Source organism: Paenibacillus sp. DCT19 (assembly GCF_003268635.1).
In the GTDB taxonomy this organism is placed as follows: domain Bacteria; phylum Bacillota; class Bacilli; order Paenibacillales; family Paenibacillaceae; genus Paenibacillus.
Genome location: NZ_CP029639.1, coordinates 3,203,429 through 3,229,993 on the forward strand (window position 1 = coordinate 3,203,429; position 26,565 = coordinate 3,229,993).

Genomic DNA, 26,565 nt, shown 5'->3' on the forward strand with positions numbered 1-26,565 from the left:
GGTTGGGGCGAGGATGAAAAGTGAAATTGCAAAGGAACCGGCTGTTCCAAACCTAACTCAGGATCAGATCACTAAGATTACAGAAGCAGTGTTCATGCATAACGTTGATGAGAATATCTCGTGTGATGTTATTTTTGTTTTTGGCGGTACACATTCTGGTCACTGGACGAGAACGATCGCTGCATATAATAAAGGGCTAGGGAAACAGATTGTCGTTACAGGAAGGTGCAGTTGGGCTAGCCTTCAGAGAGGAATAGAGAACCAGATTCCAGAGTCACATGTAATTAGGCAGCATTTAATCGAGGCAGGCATTCCGTCCGAAGTTATTTTTGTAGAAACGAAGTCGGTTAATACACTAGAGAATGTATTATTCGCGAAGGAAGTCTTTGATTTCTCCAAAACTCGCTCGGTACTCGTGGTATGTAAGAGTCATGCTGCCGGACGACAATTTCGTACGTTGAAAAAACATCTTCATCCTGACATCGCCTATATGCCCGCACTTTTTGACACGGTATACAAGAACGTTGAGATCAATAGGCAAAATTGGGCGAATACTGAGATCGGAAGGTCTCGTGTGTACGGGGAGTATCTGCGAATCTGTAAGTACGGTGACCGAGGTGACATCGAAACGTTAGAAGAACGACTTAGGATTTGAACAGGTGAAGTAAAAAGAGAAGTAAAAAGAGAAGTAAAAAGAGAAGGTAAACCTTATTGGGGTTTCCTTCTCTTTATTATTAACGACTATTAATGTCTAACACGCAGTTTTTTCTTGTTCAACAAAGAAGTTATACAATGCGCCGTATAGGTTAGCATCGCTTCAGAAAGTACTAATGCCGCCACCTATGGCGAATAACTTAGGATCAAGAATGTACTGAAGGTTCATCATTTGCGCAGCTACCATGAGACAGTACGCATTGGGAGCAATTTCAACATTAAGCCTGATCTACGTCCGAGTTTTGTAAATAATTCGTTCCCCAATTCTGCAATTGCATGAGAATCGGCACCAAGCTTTTACCCGTATCTGTTAACATATATTCAACTTTGGGTGGAACTTCAGGATGAATGATCCGGCGGATCAGACGATCTTCCTCAAGCTCACGCAATTGTCGTGTTAGCGTTCGGTGAGTAATGGTTGAAAGTGTTTTCTGAAGTTCATTAAATCGTCTCGACTTATCCGAGATCAAGTGATACAAGATCAAGATTTTCCACTTACCACCAATCAAATTAATACTAGCCTCGACTGGACATCGGTCATCAGAAGCGTTAACGTGCTGTTTCATTTTGTCCCTCCTTAAGTATCTTATGGGATACTTAATATCTCAAATGTGCGTACTTATGCGGTCTAATTGGATTTGCTATATTGATAGTATCATTAGAAAGTCTAATGGTTCAATGTTAATTTGACCACGAAGGGGACTCACCATAATGAAACAAAATCATCTTTATTTAGTATATGGCGCATCGGGAGCACAAGGCGGAGCGGTGGCGAATCGTTTGCTTGCAAGTGGTAAGAAGGTAAGAAGCATTACGCGTAAGCCTGAAGCAGCAGAACGTCTACAGAGTATAGGGATTGAAGCTGTAGTAGGCGACATGTCAGATACTAAAGTTCTGGCTCAAGCTCACGCAGACGTAGATCGTGTGTTCTTAAACATTCCTGTTGAGTTTGATTCAGCCAAAGTTCAAACCTATATTGATAATGCTATTGAAGCAGCGGTTAACGCAAAAGTAGAATTGCTTGTTGTAAACACAGGTGGATTTGTCCCTCAACATGATACAACAAATACACTAGCCGTAGAGCTTAATCGGCAATTAATTGAAGATGTTAAGAAAAGTGGACTGCCTTACATCATTGTTGAGCCTATCGTTTATCTGGAGAACTTCATGATCCCTGGCGTGCTAAACGAAGGAGTATTGGCTTATCCAGTGCCTGCAGATCAAAAAATAAGCTGGATTAGTTTAGATGATGCTGCGCAGTATCATGTGTACGCACTGACTCATCCTGAATTAGCGGGAAGCATTTACGCTGCTCCTGGTCTCGAAGCCTACACGGGGAATGAAATCGCAGCGAAATTCAGCGAAGTGCTGGGACAAGAGATTCAATTTGTTTCCCTGCCTTTTGAACACTTTGAGGCAGCGATTAGTCCAATGTTAGGATCACAAAATGCAGAAGGACTTAAGGGGCTTTATCAATGGATAAGCAGTAACATCGACAAGCTTCCTACATTTAACGAAGTAGATGAGTCATTAAAAGATAATCTGAACCTTTCCAGCATATCGGACTGGATTCGTGTTTCCTTTTTGAAGAATTAATCATAGTGATTGAACGTTTATAAAAATGATCTGCTTGCATATCACAAGTTTACGCATGAATTAGCGTGGCTAATGATGATGTACAAGTGGGTCTTTTTTTTTGTAGCTGGATCTACCTCGTCAGTGAACTCTGCGAATCTTTCAAATTAATGAACCATTTCAATAGGTGTGAAATGCTTATGAGGTATTTCATGATATCAGTTATAGGTATTTGAAATATATGATATATCACATAAAATAGATATACAGGAGGTACGTTATTCGGCTGTACAGCAACGAATGCATAACAAGATACTTCCATCATACATGCTGATCACTTTATTAAGTTTTGAAGGTTGATGTCTGCTTATAATGAGTACTTTAGCTGGGGGAGAGGAACTCGGCTCGGTTTTGAACTGCCATTTTTGAAAACAAGTGAAATGTTACAAATGATTTTCATGCTATTTCACTGTATTGGATAGAAGGGGTGGCTAATCGCCTGATTTAACAATTTTACAATAACGACAGGAGAGATTTTTTTGCTTAGAAATAATAAATTATTAATATTTATACTTACGGTAGGTGTTTTTGGGATACTGAACACGGAGATGGGGGTTATAGGCATATTACCTACCATTGCTGAGAATTTTGGTGTGAGTGTTACACAAGCGGGCTTGCTTGTAAGCTTATTTGCACTAGGTATTGCTGTCTCGGGACCTATTCTACCGTTAGTATTCTCCGGCATGAACCGTAGAAACGTGATGTTGCTCGTGTTAGGTATTTTCGTGATAGGAAATATAGTGTCCATATTCACTTCAAGCTTTACAGTGTTGCTGATCGCCCGGATTATACCGGCTTTGTTCCACCCAATTTATATGTCACTGGCATTTACTGTTGCAGGATCATCTGTCAGTCCAGAAGAAGCGCCAAAAGCGGTAGCCAAAGTATTTATCGGAGTTTCAGCCGGCATGGTAGCTGGTGTACCGATCGTAAGTTTTATTGATACGGCGTTCTCATATGAAATGGCGATGACGTTTATTGCAGTCGTAAATATTATTGTATTTGTGGCTACATTGATATTTGTACCTTCTATGCCTGTGAAGGAAAAACAGTCGTATGGCGCTCAATTTTCGGTGCTGAGAAGACCTGTATTATGGGTTTCGATGTTCGCAGTGTTGTTGCTAAATGCATCTGTATTTGGCGTGTACAGTTATGTATCTGAATATTTATACACAGTGACGCAGATGACGCCACAATGGACTAGCACGACGCTTTTACTATTTGGTGGGGCTAATATGCTTGGGAACATTATCGCTGGTAAAGTACTGACAGATTATCCCGCCAAGTCGATCTTGTTGTTCCCACTTTTGTTGGGCGTCGTTTATATCGTACTATTCACCATTGGTGAGTATCAAGTACCTGTGATGTTGCTGACCATTGTATGGGGAATCCTGGCTGGTGGAATTATGGCCAATGTGAATCAATACCTGATCTCATCCGTGGCGCTTGAGGCACCTGACTTTGCTAATGGTTTATTTGTAACATCATGTAATGTGGGTACTACTGTGGGGTCAGCTCTTGGGGCGTATTGATCTCCACGATGGGTTTAAAATACATCATACTGGTCGGTATCCTTAGCGTTGTACTAGGATTGGTGATGATTGTGATTAGAAGTGCCTTGAAGAGCTCAGCCGCGCAAACATCAGCTTCATTATAAAACAGTGGACCACCTCGCTGAACGCAAATACGGACGGGGTGGTTATTCTATGTTGTGACACATGACACATTAAGATTCTGAGAAGCTTGCCTGTATTTCTTCAAGAAATTGTTCAGCGGCAGCGGAGAATAGTTGATGTTTTTTCCACACAATATTTAAACCAGATTCAAGCTTAGGCTCTAATGGTCTAAAGCATAGATTACTGTCTGAAGAGGTGTTCACAATCTTATGTAGTGTTATGGCGTAACCGACACCTTCTTCGACCATAATCGCTGCGTTATAAGCAAGATTAAACGTAGTGACCACGTTAAGCTTATCGAAATGATCACCAAACCAGTTGCGGAATTCATTGGTAGTAAAGGTCTGTTTCATCGCCTGACGTGAGCAGATGAGGGGTAAATCCAGTAGGTCTTCCACTTGGATGATCGATTTCTCAGCCAGAGGGCTGTCTTTTCTCATGACTACACCCCAGACATCCTTGGCCGGAATATTGACATAGTTGTATTTGGATAGATCAGCGGGTTGTATTAAGATTCCAAAGTCGATTAAACCTTTATCCAGTCTCTCCGTAACATCTTCTTCATTGCCACTATAGAGATGGTAACGAATTTCGGGATAGGAAGCCTGTATCTTCCGCACGATCCGTGCAATCTGCTTCATGGCATCAGTCTCACCGCCGCCAATGTAGACGTCTCCACGAATTGTTTCTTCAATCGATTGAAATTCGGACTCTAGCTTTTCCATCATATCCACGATTTCTTCGGCTCTTTTGCGGAGTAGCTGCCCCTCCTCTGTAAGAAGGATACTGTGACTGCTTCGGACGAATAGTTTCTTTCCCAGTTGCATCTCAAGCTCTTTGATCTGTCTGGAGAGAGTAGGCTGTGTCAGGTGAAGTAGTGTGGCTGCCTTCGTCATATTGCCTTCTCTTGCGATGGCTAAAAAATAACGTAATACTCAAATGTCCATGTTGTTCTCCTTTTAGTCATTCCATAGGGCGTACCCAGAATAATCTCAGCGAGATTTATAGTTGATACTTCATAGTGATATAGATAATGAACATCTTTCATGAATGTGTTAATAAATCGACAGATCCCAATACTTTAACTATTGAACGTGAGAATCTAACTTATATAATAATAGACGTGAGTCGATTAAACAAACTGATTTGAATTAATTCATTATAGCTGATGCATCTTAAGCTGATGCAAGCGAGTAAGGATCATCTAGAAAAGGAGAATATGATATGTACACAGAAACGTTCCAACTATCCAACGGTTTAACCATTCCTCAATTAGGACTTGGTACCTGGCTACTGAATGATGAACAAGCTCAGCAGGCTGTGCATGACGCGATATCGATCGGGTATCGTCATATTGATACAGCTCAGGCATATAACAATGAGACGGGTGTAGGGGAAGGTATTCGAGCCGCTGGTGTCGCAAGAGAAGAGCTGTTCATTACAACGAAGATTATAGCTGAAGCCAAAACCTATGATGAGGCTACGCAATCAATTGATGAATCTTTAGCCAAAATGGGTCTGGATTACATTGATCTCATGATCATTCATAGCCCGCAACCGTGGAAGGAATTCCGCGAGCAGAAGCGTTATTTTGATGAGAATAGAGACGTATGGAGAGCCTTAGAGGACGCATATGAAGCAGGCAAAGTAAAAGCGATTGGCCTCTCTAACTTTCTTCAGGATGATATCGAGAATATTCTTGCCAGCAGTAAGATCAAGCCCATGGTCAACCAGATCTTGGCGCATGTAAGCAATACGCCTCTGGAGCTCATTGAATTCTGTCAGCAATATGACATTCTGGTTGAAGCTTATTCTCCGATTGCCCACGGAGCCGTTCTTCATCATCCAGAGGTCAAAGTGATGTCTGAGAAGTACGGCGTATCTGTTGCGCAACTCTGTCTACGTTACTGTATCCAGCTTGGTTTAGTCGTAATCCCGAAGACAGCCAACCCAGATCATATGAGAATGAACGCCGAGCTTGATTTTGTAATCAGTGATGAGCATATGGAAAATCTTAAAAATGTAGCACACATTCAGGATTATGGTGAGCATAGTTACTTCCCTGTATTCAGTGGGAAATAGGACTCGTTGTGTTGAATTTCATACGTGAAAAGTGTAATTATTTACAAGCCGCTGCAATGCGGCTTTTTTGCTTTTGTTTGGGTACCGTCATCTCAAATAATCAATCATCAGATTTTCATTTTATGTATTATAAACATTTTTGTATAATGAATATGCCACTACAGAATGTAAACGATGTTTATAGTTATAGCGTAATTACACTTATCGTGTTATTTTGGTAGCTGGAGCAGAAGCGACTGTGGATTCGATCATAAACTTCTTCAGATGAATTGCGATGATCGCGGTATATTTATCAATAAAATTTCATACTGAAATATGAGGGAATACAGTTGCTGTTATACATGTACACAGAATGTTTAAAGTCTCATCTAAAAAACCAGTCAGTAGTAGGGAGAACGTTATATGGACATTTTTGAAAATGTAATACCTAGAGAAAAGCTTAGATCAAATGAACCCTTGAAAGACCACACTTATGTAAAAGTAGGTGGTTATGCGGATACACTGATCCATCCAACATCGACAGAAGAGATCGTAAACGTTGTACAAATTGCCAAATCACATCAGATTCCACTCACGATTATTGGAAAAGGGTCGAATGTAATCATAAAAGATAAGGGCATACGAGGCGTAACCATGTCTTTGAGTCATTTTGATCAAATTAAAGTACAAGAGGACACCATTATTGCTCAAAGCGGTGCCAATATTATCGATGTCTCACGAGCTGCGTTGGAACACGGCTTCACGGGTCTAGAGTTTGCATGTGGAATCCCTGGTAGCACAGGAGGCGCCATTTACATGAATGCAGGTGCTTATGGTGGCCAGGTGGATGATGTGGTTGAAAGTGCAGATGTCATTACTCGAGATGGACAGCGAATGACGATGTCTCGCGAAGAGATGAAGCTGAGTTATCGTAACAGTATCTTTAAGGATAATGAATACATTATTCTTGAGGTTACCTTTAAACTGCAAAAGGGTGATAAAGAAGCTATTGCTGCGAAGATGAAGGAATTAACGATGTTGAGAGAAGCCAAACAGCCTCTTGAATATCCTTCGTGTGGTAGCGTATTTAAACGTCCGGAGGGTCATTTTGTTGGAAAGCTCATTCAAGACTGCAACCTACAAGGAACTCGCATAGGCGGGGCGGAAATCTCATTGAAGCATGCGGGTTTTATTATTAATGCGGATCATGCTACTGCTCAGGATTATTTAGATTTAATCAACCTGATCAAAGAGACGGTGTACGCTAAATTTAATGTGCAGTTGGAGACGGAAGTTATCTTTTTAGGAGAGTAAACTTCATTATTGAAAAAAAGTGAAAAATGAAAGTATGTTCAACGTATAAATAGGATGTATCCTAGCATAACGCTACGGAGCATCCTTTTTTTGTGCTTTTCCAGCATGAAAAGTTAAGATGACTCTTTAGAAAAGATGTGCTAGAATTACTTTTTTACTAATATGGAAAAAGATAGGGGGAGCGAATTGAATACATCTCCTACGCGCATCAGGCTCATTGATGGATTGCGTGGTTTTAGTTTGGCTGGCATATTAATGGCCAATATGTTGGCGTTCCAATACGGGATATATGGTCAGAATGAACTTCAATTGTTCGGTGTTGAAGGCTTAGATCGAGCCGTCTACTCATTGTTAAAGATTGCTGTGGTGGGCAGCTTCATGCCGATTTTTGCATTTATGTTTGGCTTCGGTATGATTAAACTGACAGAAAGCCTGCAATCCCGAGAATTACGACCAAAGTGTCATCTGTCTCGCCGTTTTTTGCTCTTGTTCGTTATCGGATTGTTACATATGAATTATGTCTGGGAAGGAGACATCCTTGCGTTTTACGGTGTACTTGGCTTCTTCTTATTAATGTTTCTGAATCGAAAGCCGAAGACATTACTGATCTGGGCAATTATGCTATTGGTTGTAGCTGGTTTATCGGGTCTGCCAGCTTCCAATCCCATGAATCCTTTAGCCAACCCAACCTCTCAGATGGAAAGCTATGTCTTACAGAGTAAGGAAGTCTTCGGAAGTGGCAGTTATGCAGAGATTAAGGATTTCAATAATCATGGTGATCCGTTTGGCGATGAATTGAATCCGGCTTTGATTCTCCTGCTGCTGGTGTTTACTCCACTTATGACCATCCCGATGTTTCTTCTAGGTATGCACGCCGCAAGAATAGGCACCTTTGAAGATCCACAAGCTATGCGACAAGTTTATATACGTCGTGCTAAGCTGCTCATACCTGTCGGATTGGTGCTCAAAGCCTACAGCGTAATCGTGCAACTCATTCGTGGGGAAGAGGAATGGTTCGCGATCGGGATCGGAGAAGCAATTGGGGGCTCTTTGTTAGCCCTTGGTTATATTTACGCTTTTGCACTATTATATACGAGAGATAGCCGCGTGAATCTGCTGAATAGGTTCGAAGCCGTGGGTCGTTTATCTTTAACGAACTACCTAATGCAGAGCATCATCTGCACGATGATTTTTTATGGTTATGGTCTAGGCCTCTTTGGCCGTGCTGGCGTATTTGTAGGTGTGCTAATTGCCCTTGCAGTCTATGGTTTACAATTGTGGATTAGTCCACTTTATCTCAAGAGGTTTCGTAGCGGTCCTGTGGAACACATTCTACGGATATGGACATACCTGTCATGGAAAGGGCAGCCGAGGAAGAAGAAAAGCTAAGCTAGAATTTATATTATAAATAAACTTAAATGTCGTAAACTTTAGTAGCCTTAAAACCGCTGATCATCATGATCGCGGTTTTTTTGTTGTGTGGGCGTAAGGATAGAAGGTTAGACATTGCTACAGCCATGCGAACAAGATAAGAGAAGTGAAGCACGCTCTGATAATAAAATTAGAAATTTGATTTGAGTGTATTTATGATATATTATACTATCAAAAGATATAATTAACTATACTTTAATAGAGGGGTGATTAGTATGTATGTAATCTATAGAAAAGAAATGAAGTCGTGATGACATTTCTCCAGATGGAGCAAATACAAATCTATCCTTTAATGCATATTTTCATAGTAGTCAGCCCTACTAACAAATTAGTGAAAATAAGAGGAGGAAGGTTATGAATCATAAAGTCATCATTATCGGAGCAGGAATAAGTGGTCTTGCATTAGCAATTTTCTTAAAGAAGACAGGCATTGAATGCGCGGTCTATGAGAATTTTCCTTACAAAAGAGTAGCTGGATCTAGCTTCCGTATTAACAAGAGCGGTGTGCACGTAATGAAGGAGCTAGGCATAGAAGACCAAGTTCAAGAGAACAGTCACTCTGCAGATCGCATGAGGATCTTAACGACTGACGACATAGAGATTGCCTCAATTAATCTGATGCAGAATTCTGTTTTTAGCAGACGATCTATATACATGCAACGGTCTGACTTGGTTGAAATACTGATGAGACAAGCTGAATTGGTTGGCGTTGAGATACACTATAATAAAAAGCTTACCTACTTCACCCAGGATGCTTCGAACATCACCGCATACTTTGAAGATGGTCATCAGGAGACGGGGACGTTATTGGTCGGTGCAGATGGGTTACATTCAACGGTAAGAAACCAGCTATTTCCTAGTCATGTGTTGAGTTATGCAAAATCCTGGGCGTTGTATGGAATTGCCTCATTCAAGGATATGAATAGTGATCCGATCCGTCAGCTGATGGAGGGCAATGAACTGTTTTATTTTACACAAAATGCGAATTTTCTTGCTTCCAAAAGTCATCCCACGCATGAACTGAATCTCTCATGGCAAGCATCTGGACACCAGGAGAGAAAACGTTCAAAAGAGGAATTTGACTTCAGAAATCTAGATGAAATTAAATCAGATCTAATCCAGCAATATGGTGAACATGGAGCGTTATCAGAGATCATTCAAAATTCGGTTCAGATTATCCCGAAGCAAATATATTGCGTGGAGCCGATTCCGAGTTGGTCTAAAGGACGAGCGGTTGTCATCGGAGATGCTGCACATACCATCAACCCGAATACGGGCTATGGATGCTCGGTTGCGTTAGAAGATGCCATGTACTTAGCTTTAATGTTACAGAAACATCATTATGCGGACGCACTATATTACCTGGAGGCTGATCGTAAAGAGCGTATACGTGCTATTCAGAGCAGCTTAGATATTTTTGACGTAAGTAAGGGGTTTGATTTTAGTAGTGGTTTTGATATTGGACTATTTAGCGGATCTAAGATTGATGCAGATTATACGATTCATTGGGAAACAGAGCATCAATAAACGAATCCAAAAACACCCCATTGGTTTAAAATTGCTTTAAACAATGGGGTGTAATCTATAAGGCTATACCGTTAATTCTGTTGCCATTTGTTTAACCGTCAATCTCCGAAGGGTTATCCCACCAAGAAGGCAACGCAGGAGTAAGTTCTGCAATGGGGAGGGTTTCACCTATTTGAGGAACGACAATATCGACGTCTTTTTCTTTTGCTGCTTTAATAGCTCGTTGCACTGGATCTCTCCAGTCATGACTGGCTAAAGTAAATGCGCCCCAATGACTAAGCATCATTTTGGTGCTGTTAACGTCCAGGCTAGCTTGAATGGACTGTTCAGGAACCATATGAATATCAGACCATCTCTTGTCATACTGTCCACCCTCAATGACAGCTAGGTTGAAAGGGCCATATTTCCGGCCAATCTCCTCGAAATGTGCTCCATATCCACCGTCACCACTAATAAACAAGCGATTCTCCGTACCTGAAATTACCCAGCCTCCCCATAACGTACTGTTCATATTGAACAAGCTTCGACCAGAAAAATGTCTGGCTGGCGCTAACGCAAGATGGATTCCTTCAAAATCTAGTTCGTCCCACCAGTTTAATTCTGTGATTTGACTTGCAGGGACTCCCCAGCGTATTAGATGGCCACCAACGCCAAGCGGTACAATGAAGCGGGATACCTTGTCTTTTAGTTCTACAACTGTTGCGTAATCTAAATGGTCGTAGTGATCATGTGTGATTAACACCGCATCGATGGCGGGCAATTCAGAAACAATGTTGCTGTAAATGTCTGATGAATACGGATATCGCTTCGAACCTACAAATGACACAGGAGACGCTACCGATTCCAACATAGGATCGACCAGCATTTTGCGGTTATCGACACTTAACAGGTATGTCGAATGCCCCAACCAAGTGATACTGTCTTCGTTATTGTTAATTGTATTCCAATCGATCTCTACAACTGGCTGTGGGCTGGAAGGTTTCTTCTCTTTCCGTCCCGCACCATCTGTTGTAGCTTCAAACAAGGTTTTCCAGGAATCCAAGTCAGATTTGCCACTTACTTCATTCACAAATTTGCCGTTCGTGTAATTTTCAAGCTGCTCATAGCTTTCCTTTTGTTCTTTGGATGGATTGCCGCCAAAGCTCGGGTAAAGTAGCATAAATAATAGCGCTGCAACGATGACGAAGAGTATAAAGCTTGATATGTAGATAATCATTTTTTTAAATCTTCCTTTTCTTTTCATATTCGCCTCCTGACGTAACGATCATACTTCTAACCTTGTTATTCCGCAAAATTAGACAGGAATCGGAAGTGATCTTAGCATAGACATTTGTGAAAGTAAAGATAGGAACCTTGTGATGCTGGTTAATCTCAGCAGAGAATCAATCCAAAAAGCAAACAAGTTTGCCTCATTTAATAGGTAGTAAAGCGATAGAATTTTATACTCAAAAGTTGAATTTCACATTAATTGAAGATACGTATCAATCAGAGCAAGATAAACGATGGGTCGTGATTTCTCCTCCTGGTTCTGTAGGGACAACGATATTATTAGCCAGAGCTTCAACACCTGTGCAAGAACAGTTTATTGGCAACCAAACTGGCGGGCGCGTATTCTTATTTTTAAATACCGATGACTTTTGGAGAGATTATAATGAAATGGTATCTAGAGGAATAGAGTTTGTTAGAGAGCCGAAAGAACAACCTTACGGGATCGTTGCAGTATTCAAAGATTTATACGGTAATCTATGGGATCTACTAGAAATGAACGAAGATCATCCCATCTCCCAGAGAGTTATGTGACTCGTTAGCTTAAACGGTTACCAAGAGAACAGGATAACAACAAAAACAGCCGATCAACCTATGACTGAACCCCATTTGTTAAATACCACTAACAATGAGGTATAGTCAGGTGTCTGGCTGTTTTTGTGTTTAACTTAAACGAAATTCCCAAGTCGATGCGAACCTTCTAATCATCGGAGTAGAGGGTTGCATTAAAGCTTTCAGGTCCTAGTCGAATACCGTTCACATTATACAAAGGATTATAGCTGAACGTAGCATATACGGAGTAGATGATCTGACTACTACCAGCAGTTGGCACATTGTATTCAGAGCCGGTAAAGCTGAATACACATGGGCTGAAAAATTGATCTGCTACCACGATGGTGCCTGCACGATAAACCAGTTGCTGTGAAGCACCCAATCCTCGGTATACATCAACAACCAGATTTCCATTCACAGGCAGCACATTGGCTGTCAGCTCAACTATTCCACCGAAAAGTGTTCGTACGAATGGGCCAGGATTATTCACTTGTAGTGCAACCTGTGCAAATAAGATTGGAACCCCATTCGTGAAACTGGGAGTTAAGCTGTACAGCCCATTAGAGCCTTGGGAGGTTCGTGCGTCTAACGTTCTGACCATAGTCACCCTCCTTTCTCATTCATCATAGTTAGGATCTAATTGATCTAATCATCACTGTATGTGACTGCATTGAAACATTCTGGCCCTACACGGGTGGCTATCTCTGATGGCGAAGCCGGAACATATGTTACATAACAGGAATAGATCAGTTGTCCTGATGGGGAGCAGGCACATTGTAATCCGAACCTTCAAAGCTGGCTATAATGCTTCCAACCGTAGGAAATATCGGATTTTGAACGACATAGATCGGTGATCCTGTATTCGTGGAGCCTCTATAGATTTCAAATCGAACGGCAGAAGGGATCGAGGATAAGTTAGCCACAGAAATGCGGTAAGTTCCATTAAACTGTGTGCGGATTAATAGTCCTGGATTGATAATGTTTAGTCCGAGGATACCAACGAGCGTAGGCGTATTGGCAGGCAGATTAATGTTGAGTGGAGTAGTACCGTTTGACCCCAGAGAAGTACGAGCATCGAGCGTACGAACCATGATAATTCCTCCAATCTATACTATTTTCTTGATATAATCCGAATGAGGATACATGTGGTGATGACACGAGAGTTTGTCCCAATCTCAACAGTCCATAGCCCGGGCTAGCGGAGCAGTTGAGACTCGTTAATCGACTTAAATCTGCACAGAACTAGAGTTGGCCAAACTTCCGTTCTGTATTTTCGAGAATCCTTAAATGATAGAGTTGCTCCACCTCCAAATCTAAGAGATAACATAATATATGTGATACTATATACAAAGTATGGATGTTGTTACTGTAAAACGAAAAAAAGGCATAAATACTAAGTGTTAAAGGGATGTGTAGTATGGCAGTTGTGGGGATATTAGGCGTTGTGCACGATGATGAATTGCGAATTCGGCATCATTTAACACTGGATATTATAAAAGAGTTGATTTTAGATTTTGATCCAGACGTCATATGTGGCGAGGTGTTACCTACTAGTTTTGAGAAATATACGATCAATCCAGCAGAAAAGGGGTACTGGGGTGAGCCTCCGAGCGAATATTATGATCTTATATTTCCATTATGCGAGGAGCAAAACTATACATTTGTTCCTATCGATTGGGTTGAATTGGATGTCTGGAATGATTTTGATCCGCTGCGGAATTATACTGATTCACACAAAGAAGAATTAGAACATGAATTCGAGAACTGGTGGCAGAAACAGCTTGCAGCTTCAAGTCAAGGGGCAATCCCGTTTAATAATCAAGCGTTTGATGATGTCACGAAGCTTAAGTATCAGTGGATCGCGCAATTGGATACAAGATCACATGCGGTGAGGTGGGAATGCAGGCATGAACTCATGCTGCAACGTATCAAAAATGCAATCAAAGACAATGCCAACGCACGTATTCTATGTATTGTCGGCGCTGACCATAACCATGCACTTTACGAGGGATTACAATCCGTACATAACATTCAGATCAGATATCCGCTTAATTAGAACCTTTACATTCTCTAAAATTTGAGGAGGTACATCTATTCATGATCCAATCGTACCTAGTTCAGAGAAAGCGAAAATGGATGGTCTGGTTGTTAGCTATTGTTCTAATTATTGCTGTTCCAGTAACCATTTTCTTGAAGATCATTATCCACTCCAATGTACCGGAGCTTGCAGAAGGCAGCATTGAGCAGCATTATGCGCAGCAGGGGAGTCATCTTGTAAAGATAGAAGAAGTGAAGAATGCACTGGGAGAGCCTGCATATCGAATCTACTATCCCGAATTTCAAGGAGATGAGGCCTATCCTGTAATCTCTTGGGGAATGGGACAGGTGCTAATCCAGATCGTTATGATGGGCTCTTGAAGCATCTTGCTAGCTGGGGATTTGTTGTCATCGACTCCTATAGCATGACGACAGGAACAGGCCAAGAGATCGTGGAAGCGATTGATTATTTAACACAGGAGAACGAACGATCCGGCAGTATCTTTTACGAGAAAATACAAATCGAACATGTTGGTGTAGCGGGACATTCGCAAGGTTCTACGGGAGTTATTAATGCGCATACCAACTATACAAGTGGTTCACTGATCAAGACGATTGTATCTATCGCTCTTCCGGACTTGAAGCACTGTGATCCAGAAGATGTATACGACACATCGCGGATTACGGTTCCTTTCTTCATCATGGGTGGTACACGAGATTTTCTAATCTCACCTGTATCCACGAATCAATTGGCTCTACAACATACGGACAGCAGCACAGCTGTAATGATGGGAATGGCCAAAGGCGCAGCGCATACAGCGATTGAAGGGAATGGTGGCAATCACAGAGGTTATCTGACGGCTTGGATGAGCTATCGTCTGCTCAATGATCAGGAAGCGATGAAGGCATTTCAAGGAGAGGCTGCCGAGATGATGCATAATACCAATTGGAAACATGTTGAACAAGCGAATATGGCGGATACGTTTAAGTGATGAAACTTTTTTGTACACAGATGGTTGCGATACGAAACGTGGGTACACCTATACTTTGAATAAGAGGAGGATCAGATGGATTGGCTTATGAGGATGAATCGGGCATTGGACTACATTGAAGTTAATTTGAGCGGCGAGATTGAACTGAAGGAAGTCGCTAAGCAGGCTTGTTGTTCTTCGCATCAGTTTCAGCGGATGTTCTCATTCATTACCAATGTATCACTAGCAGAATATATCAGAAGAAGACGGCTTACACTTGCTGCAATTGATTTGCAAAATAACAAAATAAAAGTTGTAGATATTGCCCTCAAATATGGATACGAATCACCGGTTTCATTCGCGAGGGCGTTCCAATCGCTGCATGGTGTTAATCCGGCAATGGCTCGTGAAGAAGGAACTGCCCTCAAGGCCTATCCGCGGTTATCCTTCCTCATTTCAATTAAAGGGGAGACGGCTATGAACTATCGTATCGAAACCAAAGAGGCTTTTCCAATATTCGGAATGGAGAAGGTATTTCAAGTTAACGGGGTAGACACCCCAGCTAACCTATGGAAGCAAAGTCATGAACATGGGGAGGTTAAGCGACTCGCAGCAAATGCCGGTGATCAGCCTCATTTCTTGAATGAGCAATACCACAAAGTACATGCTGTCTGTAGCTACAAAAAAACTGGAGAAGACACCTTTCCATACATGTTATGTGCCTTCAAAAATGAAACAAGTAAAACGGATGGATACACCAGCGTGATGATTCCAGCTCATACCTGGGCGATTTTCTCATCCGATCTATTTACATGGGATCAATTTAATGAAACGATTGAAACCTTATACAAACGATTCTACTCGGAGTGGCTTCCTACTACAGGCTATGAACAAGTGGAAGGATTGGAGTTCGAAATTACGGGTGAAAGAGATGGTTTGAACTTTGTAGAGCTGTGGTTTGCTGTTAGAAAGGTATCTTAGTACGCATTAGGATTGAACGCCGCTGAATTGAGCGGCTTTTTCTATTGGCATGAACCTGATCGTCAGATGAAAAAGGAACATGTGTTATTATATACAATGATCGTACGAGTTGAACAAGAGGAGACTAGTGAACAGCATTGGAAACAATATATGTGGAAGTCCGACATTGGAATTTTTGGTATGGGATATACGGATTCTGTAACCATAGCCGCAACGATGAAATTACACTCTATTTGGATAAAGATAAGAATCATTTTCTAGGACATTTTGATTTGTTGACAGAGCCATGTCTGGTTCACCTTTTAACCAATGAACTTGATCGAGTAGAAGACCGAGAGTTCTGCGAAGAAATTGAAGCGTTTCTTGAAAATCAGCATGATGTCGTTTATAGCTACATATACCCGCGAGATGAGGAGGATCTGGCAGATCAAGTAAATCATTTTGCACCTTTTAATGAAAAAGGCCACAAACCCATATACATAAATGTCATGTCCAAACGTTCTGCCTACTGGGATGTAACAAGTATTAAAGATATAACTCGAAGACTCACTTCTGATTTTTGCAAGAAGAAATAATAAAGGTGGAGTTCATCAATGTTCCTACATATGGAGAGAGCCAAGCAACGTATGAACAGGACTATAAACGATTCGTAAAGTGAATAAAAATAAGAAAAAAGCCGCAAGCCGCGGCTTAAATCATAGATAACCTGATCCTACAAAGAAGTTCATTCGATATAACCTATAAACGATGGGAACGGATGATGATCAAAAGTTAAGATGGGTTAGTGGTTTGATATGCTGAGCTGCTGCATTGAATTGATCCGAAAATGGTGTAGAATCCTCGTATTCTTTAGGTAATTCGTCTAGAAAAAGCTTGATCTGATGGGCTACTTTTAATTGTGTCTCAGCATTTTGTTGATTACTTCCTAACTGTTCTCTCACAACATAGCCGTATTCATCTCTGAATATTGTGAAATCATTTCGTAACGTATCTAGATTTGGAAAGCCATTTGTTTGTTCTTTTATGCGAGTAAAGTGGTCATTTACAAAATTAATATCAAGAAGCACATCAAATTCCGGCACAGCATTACCGTTTGCCTCTGACTCTTTAATCTTATCGAGTGTCTGATCCAACTTCTGTACTCTCGAAACCAGACCTTGATAATACCGTGAATTAATCTCAAGGTTTTTATTGTTGTTATAATTATTAATGAGTACAACAATTGTGGCAATTGACAGTATAGCGGCAACCCAAATGATGAGTTTAGGATATCTTTTCTTCATAAAATTGACCCCCAGTTGTTATGTATGCACAAGTAGCGATATTACCATGACCATTGGTATTTTTTCTATATGAACAATTTACCAACTTAACTCGGCGAATATAGTAATGATTTATCTAAGTAGTTCGTTTAGAGAAAACTATTTCGAATGATACTCTAGTGGAATCAAGTTCTTCTATGCTTGCTTTTGCAGGTGCAATTCTTATATTCTTTATTAAACTGAACGTACACCAAAGAATGAAATATACATTATTGGGGGATTACAGATGATAAGATGGGGAATTCTCGGCGCAGGGTATATCGCAACTCGTTTTGCCACTGCACTACAACACGAACCTAGCAGTAAATTATATGCTATTAGTGGTCGCAGTGAATCGAAGTTAAAAGATTTTGCAGATAAGTACGCAACAGATCGACAGTATGTATCACATGATGAGATGTTGTTAGACCCTAATGTGGATGCGATCTATCTCGCATTACCTCATCACTTGCACCATGAATGGGCAATTAAGGCGTTGCATGCAGGCAAGGCTGTGTTGTGTGAAAAGCCTGCATCGTTGAATCTGAAAGAAATGCAAGATATCGTAGAAGTGGCTAGAAGCAAAAACGTTCTCTTTATGGAAGCTATGAAACAACGCTTTGTGCCACTATACATAGATCTGCGGCGCAGAGTAGAAGCGGGTGAAATAGGAGCGATCACTTCTATACAAGCGAGCTTATGCAACCAAATGCCTGATGGAATGAACACGTATCATGTTCAACAAGGGCCTGGAGGTTCATTGTTAGATGTAGGTACGTATTGTGCGAGTTGGATTGAGGACTTCTCGAACGGCAACATTAAACTTGAAACTGTGGCGGCATCTCAAAAAGATTCCATTGATTATTATATTGATGCCAAGCTGCATGTGGGTCATGTGAAAGCACAATTAGAGTGTGCATTTGATCGTCAAAAGGAACGGAAAGTAGTGTTACAGGGAGAACGTGGCAGTATTATTGTCGAGGATCTCCATCGGCCTGTGAGAATGTTCATTCTTCGGGATGGATATGAACTGGAAAAGGTTGAAATCCCATATGAGTTTGATGATTTCTACAGTGAGATTCATCATTTCGTAGAATGTCTTAAGAATGGACAGACTGAGAGCGACATCATGTCACTGACTGCTTCCCTGCGTTGTGCTGAGATTCTGGATACGATCCGTGCTGGTCTAACGTACACTCCAGAATGCTTAGACGTTTTGAAAGAACAAGAAGAAATTCTTCAATATAATCACTTCGGAGCTGCGGAAGCATTAAAGCTAGGCAATATCATTGCAGAACTTGCGAAGGAATATGATCGCGAAATTGCTGTGTCCATCATCAGAGAGAGTGACGAGCTTGTATTATTCCAATATATGATGGATAGCAAAGCTCAGAAAAATATTAGTTACATGGAGGGCAAACGCAGAGCGGCTAAGTTAGTTGGGCACTCAAGTCTGTGGATGCATGTTGACCATGTCTTGAACAATAAATGGAATGTAGAGATGGAGAATATTCCCCATTATATTCCTTCTGGTGGAGCGTTCCCGATCCGGGTACTCAATGAGTGGGTCGCAACGCTTGCGCTAAGTGGACTGCACGAAGGTAGAGACCATGAGATTGTCGTTCGGGCTTTGAGTCAAGCGCTTGAGAAGGAAGTCTCTGTTTTTCCAAGTGCAGCAATTTGAATTTGGAGCGGTAGAGAAGCATTAGACCTTGACTAGATACAAATAGGTTCATAACAAGGAGTTTGCAAATGAACGAAATCACAATAACGCCGCTTGTTGGGATCGGTCCTTTTCGACTAGGAATGAGTAGGGAAGAGGTAGAGCAGAAATTTCAGGAATTGGATCATTGGAGAGCAGATGATGGCATTCCCATAAATCCAAGCTATATGGAGATGTTATTTGTCCGTGAACATTTCGAATATGATGCCGATGGTCGAGTGAAATTTATTCAACTGATCAATCCACAGTATTCGGGAGAGTTTCACGTTCCTTGCTTGTTTCAGGGTGTGGATGTATTCAAGGCGAAAGCTGAGGCGTTGATTTATTCCCTTAGGGAAGATTATCCCACGGTCGGAGATCATGATCCAAAGACAGGATTTTCCTTTGCAATTCGAGCATTGGAACTGAGCTTCTGGCGAGAAGGAATTATGAATGATGACATCTTGAGAGATCCGGAGTTTCTGGAGATGAGTGAAGAGAATCAGGAGCTTGAGAAGAGGTATTTCCATTTTACGACTATCTCGATTGGAGCACCAGGGTATTTCGAGTTTTTAGATAACGATTAGTAGAAATGTGAGATTAGAGAGTGAACATCCAAAACTGAATTTACCTGATCATGATTAGAAAATGTAGACGTACAAAACAAGTGGTAAGGGCGTTCCAATATGGAACGCTCTTTTTGGTTAACTTGCAGAACATGTGTGATCTATTTATAAGTTATATACATGATTGAGTGAATGAAGTCCCTAAGACTCAGTCGATGATACGAAAATAGTCCTGCTATAGTATGTACCTTTTACGTAACAATGCTATCTATGCTCCATATATGACAATATAATCATGTTAAATACAAACTAAATAGGGAAAATACACCTATTAATAAGCTTCCTGTTAATCACGATATAATATTGGAGTTGCCAAACGGGATGAGGGAGGTATGGGAGTCACCCTTTTTATTGAACGTGGATAGGAAGGGCGAGAAGGCAACTCTAAATACATAATTAAATATTGTGAGGAGAAAATAGAGTGAAAAAAGGTATTCGTTTATTATTAATTAGTTGTATTTTTGCAGCGCTGTCTATGACTCTATCTGTTTATGCAGATGGAGGGTGAGTGCTTATTATGTCTCTCCTACGGGCAGTGATTCCAATCCGGGAACCAAACGTGAACCTTTTAAGAGTATTATGAGGGCACAATCTGCCGTCTCTTCTGGGGATACAGTGTACATCCGAGGTGGGGTATATGATGAGTTTGACATTGCGAGAACAGGGAACAATTATAATTACGTCCATGACATCTCGAAAAGCGGGATAACCTATGAGGCATACCCTGGGGAGAGACCTATATTTGATTTTAGACATGTACCCACGGATTTGCGCGTAGCAGCTTTTTATGTTGGTAATAGCACTACGGGCATCACATTCAAAGGCTTTGATGTTATCGGCGTCAAGGTCGGAGAACAAGCACAATCGGAAGCCTTCCAGATTAGAGGACAAGCTGATTTTATAAACATGGCTGCCCATGATAATGAAGCGATTGGCTTTTATTATACAGGGTATGGGACAGGTACGGTACTGAATTCAGACGCATATAACAACATCGGGCCAACTCCGCTATCGGCTGGAAACATAGATGGGTTTGGTGCTCACGGAGGAAATGTTTCTTTCATTAATTCCCGTGCTTGGAACAATAGTGATGATGGGTTTGACAGCATTAGTTCAAAAGGAAATGTTACCTATGATCACTGCTGGTCATTTGACCACCGGGGCAACCAGAACAAGATCGGAGACAAGAACGGTTTCAAAGTTGGTGGCTACGCTAGAAAAACCAGCGGTTTGCCAGATCCGTTGCCAGTTCATACTGTGAAATTTTCTCTCGCTGTTAATAATGGGGCAAATGGTTTTTACGCGAACCATCAGCCTGGTCAATCGGCTATTTGGACGAACAATACAGCATACAATAACAGTAGAGCCAATTTTGATATGTTGGAACGTGTTAGTTCGACAGATACAGCGGATATTCCGGGATATAGAGAGGTACTGCATCATAACATCGCGTTTATGGGGCAGGCGATTGTTAACGACAATCATGCCGCGGAGAATGTAACCCATAATTCTTGGTCGATTAACGGGGGGATTGAGCTCACGGCAGATGATTTTGTCAGTCTGGATACGTCTCAGCTATCTGCACCTAGGAAACCGGACGGTAGTTTACCAGATGTTACATTTATGAAGATTGCATCTTCTAGTCCGCTGTATGCTTATCAACTTGGGTATCTTGCTGATAAGTAAAATGAAACCTGTCAAAAAACCGTTGGTCTTATCTCAGGAGATCAACGGTTTTTCTTATTCTTTCTTATTAACACATTTATCCATGCGAAATGAGATAATCCCCGAGATCGGTACTTTATAAAAAGTATATTTATCCATATGAATTGTAATGAATATACTCTCTGTCTACATGTTGGCATGATCATATAACATCGGTGAAAATATATGAGCTTAATGGTAAATCATGATCCGAAAAGTTAGAATGGTGAGATAGTACGAATTCCGAAAAAGAGGTAATGAAGATGGATGCACTTACATGGATTCAAAAGTGGTACGCTCAACACTGCAACGGGGACTGGGAACACTCATATGGTGTGAAAATCGAAACAGTGGATAATCCGGGCTGGTCTGTTGAAATAGATTTAACGGATACTTATTTAGAAGATGTACCTTTTGATGAAATTGAAGAAGAGAGAAATGAAGAAGATTGGTTTTATTGTATTGTGAGAGATGGAATATTTCACGGTGCAGGAGGAGCAATGAATTTAAGAGAAATACTAGATGGTTTTAAGAATTGGGCAGCTCATGTGGATCAAGATTAACAAGGTTGCTAATGGGTGGAAACAAATTCAAATAAATGTCGGGAATATGTTAATCTGTATTAAGTAGACAACAAGTAGAGAGAGAGGAATGTTACTTGAAGAAAAGAAGCATATTATATATTGAAGATAATGAGAAAATAGGCAGTTGGGTAAAGGAAGAATTGGAACAGCGAGATTTTGCGGTTCAGTGGCTTCTTTCTGGTGAAGGAGCTGAAGAAGCAGTGAGTCAGCATGAAGTTGTTCTTTTAGATATCATGTTACCTGGTTTAGATGGATTTACTGTGGGAAAACGATTAAAAAAGGCAGCACCTACGGTTCCTATTATGCTATTATCCGCTCGAACATCGATCGATGATAAGGTAGATGGTTTGCAATTTGCGGATGACTATTTGACTAAGCCATTCCATACGGATGAATTAGTTGCAAGATTAGAAGTGTTAATCCGTCGAGGCGGGAGAACGCATTCCGAACGAATTCAATTAGGTCATCATATTGAAGTCGATTCAGCAGGCCAAATGGTATTTAACAAAGACACGGGGGAAGAAATTATACTGACAGGAAGGCAACATCAAATTTTAATGTATTTCTTACGCCATCCCAATCAGGTGTTACCAAAAGAACAAATCTATGAAGCAGTATGGCAAGAAGCATACATAACAGGTGATAAAACACTAATGGTACATATCCGTCGACTACGTCAAAAGTTGGAACGTAATCCAGATTCCCCAGAGATTATTGAAACGCTGAAGGGGATAGGCTACCGGGTGAAACAATGAAACAGAATAGATCATTATTTCGCCATTACCTAAGAGGACATTTTCTCTTTATTTTTTTGCCTCCCATGCTGCTTTTATTCTTCTCTATGTTCTTTAACTTATCTATCGATGGTGAGGAGTTTAATACTCTAAATCCAATGTTCGCAATGCTCTTTATTTTTGGTTTCATTATTGTCGCATTTGTTGCCATTTCGTGGCTGTTCTTCTTGCGACTTCGCAAACGTCTCACCCGCTTACAGGAACTTATGTCATATGCAGCGAATCATAATTCATTCCCTAAACCGATATCTGTTCAACTAGATCGTATGGATGAAATAGACCAGCTAGGAAGTTCTTTTAATTGGATGATTGAGCAGCTTGAAGAAAGTCGTAAGCGAGAATATGAAGAGCAGTTATTACGTCAAAGACTCATTGCCAATTTATCTCACGATTTACGTACACCCCTGACGATTTTGAGAGGACATGTCACTAGATTAAATAAAGAATCCATAACTAAAGAAGGGCAACAGTCGTTAACAGAGATGAATCAGACGATTACAAGAGTTGGCGTACTTATGGATGATTTGCTTTCCTACACGTTGCTAACTTCAGAGAAATATCCTTTTGAGCCCGCTTCAACAGATATTGTACGTTTAGTTAGAGCGTCTGTTGCTGCGTGGTATCCTGCATTTGAAGAAAATGAGATTCAGCTTAATGTTGATTTACCGACGGAGCAAACTTTTTATTGGGATGCAGATCCGAAGTGGATGTCACGGGTTCTGGATAATTTGTTTCAGAATATTCTTCGCCATGCTGCAGAGGGAAAATATGCGCACATTGTGGTTAATGTAGATCAAGAACAAATCATTGTAGCTGACAGAGGTCCAGGTATGGCTAACTCTTCATATGAGGGGGGAGCGGGTATTGGTGTATCCACTGCAAATTATATGTTGAACAAAATGAATCTAAAAGCGGAATTTGTATCTAATGAGGGTTATGGCACAAGAGTCATCATTGGTAGAACTAAGCAATAAGGCGAACTATTTGCGTATGGAACATAAAAGAAGAGGCCCCTGTGATCATTCAAGGAGCCTCTTCTTTGCATGGTATTTTATTAAAGTGAGATTTCCACAAGAAAAAAATAAATTGAACGTAAAAAAACGCTGTGATATAATCAAGAGCGCGTTTTATAAATTTATAAAAATATTATTATGTATTATCTCTAATCTTAGTATACCTCTGGCATTTGGATTTGTCAATGCTCTTTTTTGGACTAAAAAATGGGAAAAGGGTGGTTAAGGAATGATGGAAACGAATAATAATTGGCAACAAGAACAGGAACGACTGGTGTTAGTCAGAAACAAATTGCAGGATAGGCTCTCTGAGTTGGAGCCGGAAGTTGCCGGATTACATGATCAGGCGACGGATATCCGCAAGCGGTTCTGGGAAGAAGTTACGATGAACACAGGTACCAATGAAGATTTTGAAGAGTCATTCTACACCATTAACCAACAGTCCGCAGTATTGGCTGAACGAGAGCGTGGCCATCAGCGATTGAAGCAGCAGTGGAAAAATTTAAAGCGTCTGCTCCCATCTCCGTATTTTGGACGAATCGACTTTCGGGAGAAGGGACTGAGCTTCAGCGAGAGAATCTACATCGGTGTATCTTCCTTCGTCGATCAGGACGGCTTGAGCTTTCTGATCTATGACTGGCGTACGCCGATAGCTAGCCTCTATTATGACGCTTCTCCTGGAGTTGCTTCATATGTTACTCCATCTGGAACCATCGATGGTACGATGGAGCTTAAAAGGCAATTTCAGATTCAAAACGGAAAAATAAACAATATGTTTGATGCCAATGAAACCATTGGAGACGACTTGCTACAGCATGTGCTTGGCTCTGGTGCAGACTCGCAAATGAAGAGTATTGTAGCAACGATTCAGAAAGAACAAAACGCAATTATTCGTAATGATACAAGTCGAATGTTAATTGTACAGGGGGCTGCCGGCAGTGGTAAAACTTCAGCAGCTTTGCAGCGGGTAGCATACTTACTCTATAAGCACCGTCAGACTATTAAGGCTGATCAGATCGTTCTTTTTTCACCGAATCCGATGTTTGCCAGCTATATTTCCACCGTTCTTCCTGAGCTTGGTGAAGAGAATATGCAGCAGACAACATTTCAAGAATATCTCGACTATTGGTTAGATTCCACACTACGATCGGAGGATGTGTTTGATCAGATTGAATATGTGCTGACAGAGCATAGAACGCCAGGCTACGAGGCTCGTCTTAAAGGAATTGAATACAAAACTTCCGAATCTTTCTTACAAGCTCTACAGAACTATGGATTATGGCTGGGAAGTGAAGGCATGCAATTCCATGGGATTCGGATACAGGAACGTGATCTGATTACGGCAGAACAGATGAAGGAGCAATTTTACGGATATGATCGGAAATTGCCTCTGATAAATCGGGTTGCTCTCTTGCAAGAATGGCTACTGAAAGAACTGGCTTCGCTGGAACGCGCGGAACGGGAAGCTTCTTGGGTGCAGGAAGAATTAAATTATCTGGATACGGAGCAATACGTTGAAGCATTCGGGATGCTGCATAAGGAAAAAGAGATATTCGACGTTGCAGAGCGTTATCCAGCCATTCTTAGAGACGGCAAGAGCAAGCGACGTGGGGATGAAGGAGACTTTGATTTCACGCAGCGAGAGGAAGAACTGCTCCGTCAGAAGATTGTCAAAGCATACTTTAAACCGCTGAGGAAAAGTGTGAAAAACTTCTCTTTTGTCAATCTCCAAGCGATATACGGTCAACTGTTTGTCGACGAAACAGCATACAAAGATAGAACGAATGGAGCCCCTGTTCCTACATTATGGTCAGATATCTGTACGGGAACGAAGGAAATGTTGGATCAAAGCAAGTTGTTTTATGAGGATGTAACACCGTATTTATATGTCAAAGAGTTGATTGAAGGTGTTCGGACGAACACGGAAATTCGATATGTTTTTGTCGATGAGGGTCAGGATTATTCTGCGTTTCAATATGAATATTTGAAAAAACTGTTTCCTCGTGCCCGCATGACGGTGCTCGGTGATTTTGGGCAAGCCATCTTCATACAATCTACGAGTCTGGTTGGGGATCATTCGCCGCTGGTTCGCCTTTTTGGAGAAACGGACACAAGTCTATTCTGCCTTTTGCGTAGCTATCGCTCAACTAGAGAAATTGTTGAATTCACCAAAGCGATGCTACCAGGTGGTGAGGAGATTATACCATTTGACCGCAAAGGATCGAAACCTCGTTTGACCAGGTTAGTTAGTAGAGAGGAACGTGACACTAAGATGCTGGCAGACATTGCTACACTTCGAGATCAAGGATATGAATCTATCGCGATCATCACCAAAACGGCAGCCGAGAGCCGTGAAGTCTATGCCCGGTTACATTCTCAAGGAAACGAAACGATGCAGCTTATCACAAAAGAGACCAACCATTTTGAAAAAGGATTGATGGTGATTCCCGTTTATCTTGCCAAAGGAGTCGAATTTGACGCTGTTCTAATCTATGATGCTTCATCAAAAACGTATGGTGAGGAAAATGAACGCAAGTTACTCTACACCGCTTGTACACGTGCAATGCACGAACTTCATCTGTATACGTTTGAGGATTGGTCACCTTTTGTTCAGGCGCTACCTACAGATTTATATGAGAAATCATCCTTTATAGCTCAATGAGCAGATAATTGTAA

24 protein-coding genes and 3 pseudogenes are annotated in these 26,565 nt (G+C 41.1%); 20 read left to right on the forward strand and 7 right to left on the reverse strand.

Features of this window, described 5'->3' with window-relative positions; all coding sequences use genetic code 11:
* Positions 1-13: 13 nt before the first annotated feature.
* On the forward strand, positions 14-655 hold the full coding sequence (locus DMB88_RS14585; RefSeq protein ID WP_128101930.1) for a YdcF family protein: 642 nt from the start codon (positions 14-16) through the stop codon (positions 653-655).
* Between the two features lie 165 nt (positions 656-820).
* Here DMB88_RS14585 and DMB88_RS31165 read toward each other — a convergent pair.
* A pseudogene (locus DMB88_RS31165) lies at positions 821-916 on the reverse strand (ROK family protein); the annotation flags it as partial.
* Between the two features lie 16 nt (positions 917-932).
* Positions 933-1,280 (reverse strand): winged helix-turn-helix transcriptional regulator, encoded by a 348-nt coding sequence (locus DMB88_RS14595; protein ID WP_128101931.1) that lies wholly within the window; start codon positions 1,278-1,280, stop codon positions 933-935.
* Positions 1,281-1,425: 145 nt separating this feature from the next.
* Between DMB88_RS14595 and DMB88_RS14600 the strand changes: the two genes are divergently transcribed.
* A complete protein-coding gene (locus tag DMB88_RS14600; protein ID WP_128101932.1) occupies positions 1,426-2,310 on the forward strand; it encodes an SDR family oxidoreductase in 885 nt (294 codons plus the stop codon).
* A 518-nt stretch (positions 2,311-2,828) separates the two neighbouring features.
* A pseudogene (locus DMB88_RS14605) lies at positions 2,829-4,006 on the forward strand (MFS transporter).
* Positions 4,007-4,075: 69 nt separating this feature from the next.
* Here DMB88_RS14605 and DMB88_RS14610 read toward each other — a convergent pair.
* Positions 4,076-4,972, reverse strand: a pseudogene (locus DMB88_RS14610) (LysR family transcriptional regulator).
* 277 nt (positions 4,973-5,249) lie between these two features.
* Here DMB88_RS14610 and DMB88_RS14615 point away from each other — a divergent pair.
* The 4 genes from DMB88_RS14615 to DMB88_RS14630 all read left to right on the forward strand — a co-directional run bounded on the left by DMB88_RS14615 (position 5,250) and on the right by DMB88_RS14630 (position 10,358).
* Positions 5,250-6,107: an aldo/keto reductase gene (locus DMB88_RS14615; RefSeq protein ID WP_128101933.1), complete on the forward strand. Its 858-nt coding sequence runs from the start codon at positions 5,250-5,252 to the stop codon at positions 6,105-6,107.
* A gap of 402 nt (positions 6,108-6,509) precedes the next feature.
* Entirely contained in the window at positions 6,510-7,400 is an 891-nt protein-coding gene (murB, locus tag DMB88_RS14620) for a UDP-N-acetylmuramate dehydrogenase (protein ID WP_128101934.1), read from the forward strand.
* Between the two features lie 186 nt (positions 7,401-7,586).
* Positions 7,587-8,789, forward strand: a complete 1,203-nt coding sequence (locus DMB88_RS14625; RefSeq protein WP_254438583.1) for a DUF418 domain-containing protein — start codon at positions 7,587-7,589, stop codon at positions 8,787-8,789.
* Positions 8,790-9,185: 396 nt separating this feature from the next.
* The gene (locus DMB88_RS14630) at positions 9,186-10,358 is read left to right on the forward strand and encodes an FAD-dependent oxidoreductase (RefSeq protein WP_128101936.1); all 1,173 of its coding nucleotides are present in this window, start codon (positions 9,186-9,188) and stop codon (positions 10,356-10,358) included.
* Positions 10,359-10,449: 91 nt separating this feature from the next.
* Here DMB88_RS14630 and DMB88_RS14635 read toward each other — a convergent pair whose 3' ends face one another.
* On the reverse strand, positions 10,450-11,601 hold the full coding sequence (locus DMB88_RS14635) for an MBL fold metallo-hydrolase (protein WP_254438584.1): 1,152 nt from the start codon (positions 11,599-11,601) through the stop codon (positions 10,450-10,452).
* 161 nt (positions 11,602-11,762) lie between these two features.
* On the opposite strand from DMB88_RS14635, the gene DMB88_RS14640 reads away from it, so the two are divergent.
* The gene (locus DMB88_RS14640; RefSeq protein WP_128101937.1) at positions 11,763-12,158 is read left to right on the forward strand and encodes a VOC family protein; all 396 of its coding nucleotides are present in this window, start codon (positions 11,763-11,765) and stop codon (positions 12,156-12,158) included.
* Between the two features lie 166 nt (positions 12,159-12,324).
* Here DMB88_RS14640 and DMB88_RS14645 read toward each other — a convergent pair whose 3' ends face one another.
* Complete coding sequence (locus tag DMB88_RS14645) at positions 12,325-12,777, reverse strand: hypothetical protein (RefSeq protein WP_128101938.1); 453 nt, start codon at positions 12,775-12,777, stop codon at positions 12,325-12,327.
* A gap of 145 nt (positions 12,778-12,922) precedes the next feature.
* On the reverse strand, positions 12,923-13,267 hold the full coding sequence (locus DMB88_RS14650) for a hypothetical protein (protein ID WP_128101939.1): 345 nt from the start codon (positions 13,265-13,267) through the stop codon (positions 12,923-12,925).
* A gap of 326 nt (positions 13,268-13,593) precedes the next feature.
* Between DMB88_RS14650 and DMB88_RS14655 the strand changes: the two genes are divergently transcribed.
* The 5 genes from DMB88_RS14655 to DMB88_RS14670 all read left to right on the forward strand — a co-directional run bounded on the left by DMB88_RS14655 (position 13,594) and on the right by DMB88_RS14670 (position 16,740).
* Positions 13,594-14,232 carry a hypothetical protein gene (locus DMB88_RS14655; protein ID WP_128101940.1) on the forward strand — a complete coding sequence of 213 codons (639 nt, stop codon included), beginning with the start codon at positions 13,594-13,596 and terminating at the stop codon, positions 14,230-14,232.
* A 41-nt stretch (positions 14,233-14,273) separates the two neighbouring features.
* Complete coding sequence (locus DMB88_RS31170; RefSeq protein WP_254438585.1) at positions 14,274-14,594, forward strand: hypothetical protein; 321 nt, start codon at positions 14,274-14,276, stop codon at positions 14,592-14,594.
* A complete protein-coding gene (locus DMB88_RS14660; RefSeq protein ID WP_254438586.1) occupies positions 14,591-15,205 on the forward strand; it encodes a poly(ethylene terephthalate) hydrolase family protein in 615 nt (204 codons plus the stop codon). The genes DMB88_RS31170 and DMB88_RS14660 overlap by 4 nt, the downstream gene beginning before the upstream one ends.
* A gap of 75 nt (positions 15,206-15,280) precedes the next feature.
* On the forward strand, positions 15,281-16,165 hold the full coding sequence (locus tag DMB88_RS14665; RefSeq protein ID WP_128101941.1) for an AraC family transcriptional regulator: 885 nt from the start codon (positions 15,281-15,283) through the stop codon (positions 16,163-16,165).
* A gap of 137 nt (positions 16,166-16,302) precedes the next feature.
* Entirely contained in the window at positions 16,303-16,740 is a 438-nt protein-coding gene (locus tag DMB88_RS14670; protein ID WP_128101942.1) for a hypothetical protein, read from the forward strand.
* A gap of 189 nt (positions 16,741-16,929) precedes the next feature.
* On the opposite strand, the gene DMB88_RS14675 is transcribed toward DMB88_RS14670, so the two are convergent.
* A complete protein-coding gene (locus DMB88_RS14675) occupies positions 16,930-17,448 on the reverse strand; it encodes a hypothetical protein (RefSeq protein WP_128101943.1) in 519 nt (172 codons plus the stop codon).
* A 265-nt stretch (positions 17,449-17,713) separates the two neighbouring features.
* Here DMB88_RS14675 and DMB88_RS14680 point away from each other — a divergent pair, with 265 nt between their 5' ends.
* The 7 genes from DMB88_RS14680 (at position 17,714) to helD (ending at position 26,551) form a co-directional block, all read left to right on the forward strand.
* Positions 17,714-19,150 carry a Gfo/Idh/MocA family oxidoreductase gene (locus tag DMB88_RS14680; protein WP_128101944.1) on the forward strand — a complete coding sequence of 479 codons (1,437 nt, stop codon included), beginning with the start codon at positions 17,714-17,716 and terminating at the stop codon, positions 19,148-19,150.
* 68 nt (positions 19,151-19,218) lie between these two features.
* The gene (locus tag DMB88_RS30485) at positions 19,219-19,755 is read left to right on the forward strand and encodes a hypothetical protein (RefSeq protein WP_174715292.1); all 537 of its coding nucleotides are present in this window, start codon (positions 19,219-19,221) and stop codon (positions 19,753-19,755) included.
* Between the two features lie 543 nt (positions 19,756-20,298).
* Positions 20,299-21,480: a right-handed parallel beta-helix repeat-containing protein gene (locus DMB88_RS14690; RefSeq protein WP_254438587.1), complete on the forward strand. Its 1,182-nt coding sequence runs from the start codon at positions 20,299-20,301 to the stop codon at positions 21,478-21,480.
* A 281-nt stretch (positions 21,481-21,761) separates the two neighbouring features.
* Positions 21,762-22,061, forward strand: a complete 300-nt coding sequence (locus DMB88_RS14695; protein ID WP_128101945.1) for an immunity 53 family protein — start codon at positions 21,762-21,764, stop codon at positions 22,059-22,061.
* Positions 22,062-22,156: 95 nt separating this feature from the next.
* Entirely contained in the window at positions 22,157-22,837 is a 681-nt protein-coding gene (locus DMB88_RS14700) for a response regulator transcription factor (RefSeq protein WP_128101946.1), read from the forward strand.
* Positions 22,834-23,850 (forward strand): sensor histidine kinase, encoded by a 1,017-nt coding sequence (locus DMB88_RS14705; RefSeq protein WP_128101947.1) that lies wholly within the window; start codon positions 22,834-22,836, stop codon positions 23,848-23,850. The genes DMB88_RS14700 and DMB88_RS14705 overlap by 4 nt, the downstream gene beginning before the upstream one ends.
* 271 nt (positions 23,851-24,121) lie before the next feature.
* Positions 24,122-26,551 carry an RNA polymerase recycling motor HelD gene (gene helD / locus DMB88_RS14710; protein ID WP_128104455.1) on the forward strand — a complete coding sequence of 810 codons (2,430 nt, stop codon included), beginning with the start codon at positions 24,122-24,124 and terminating at the stop codon, positions 26,549-26,551.
* Positions 26,552-26,565: the final 14 nt, after the last annotated feature.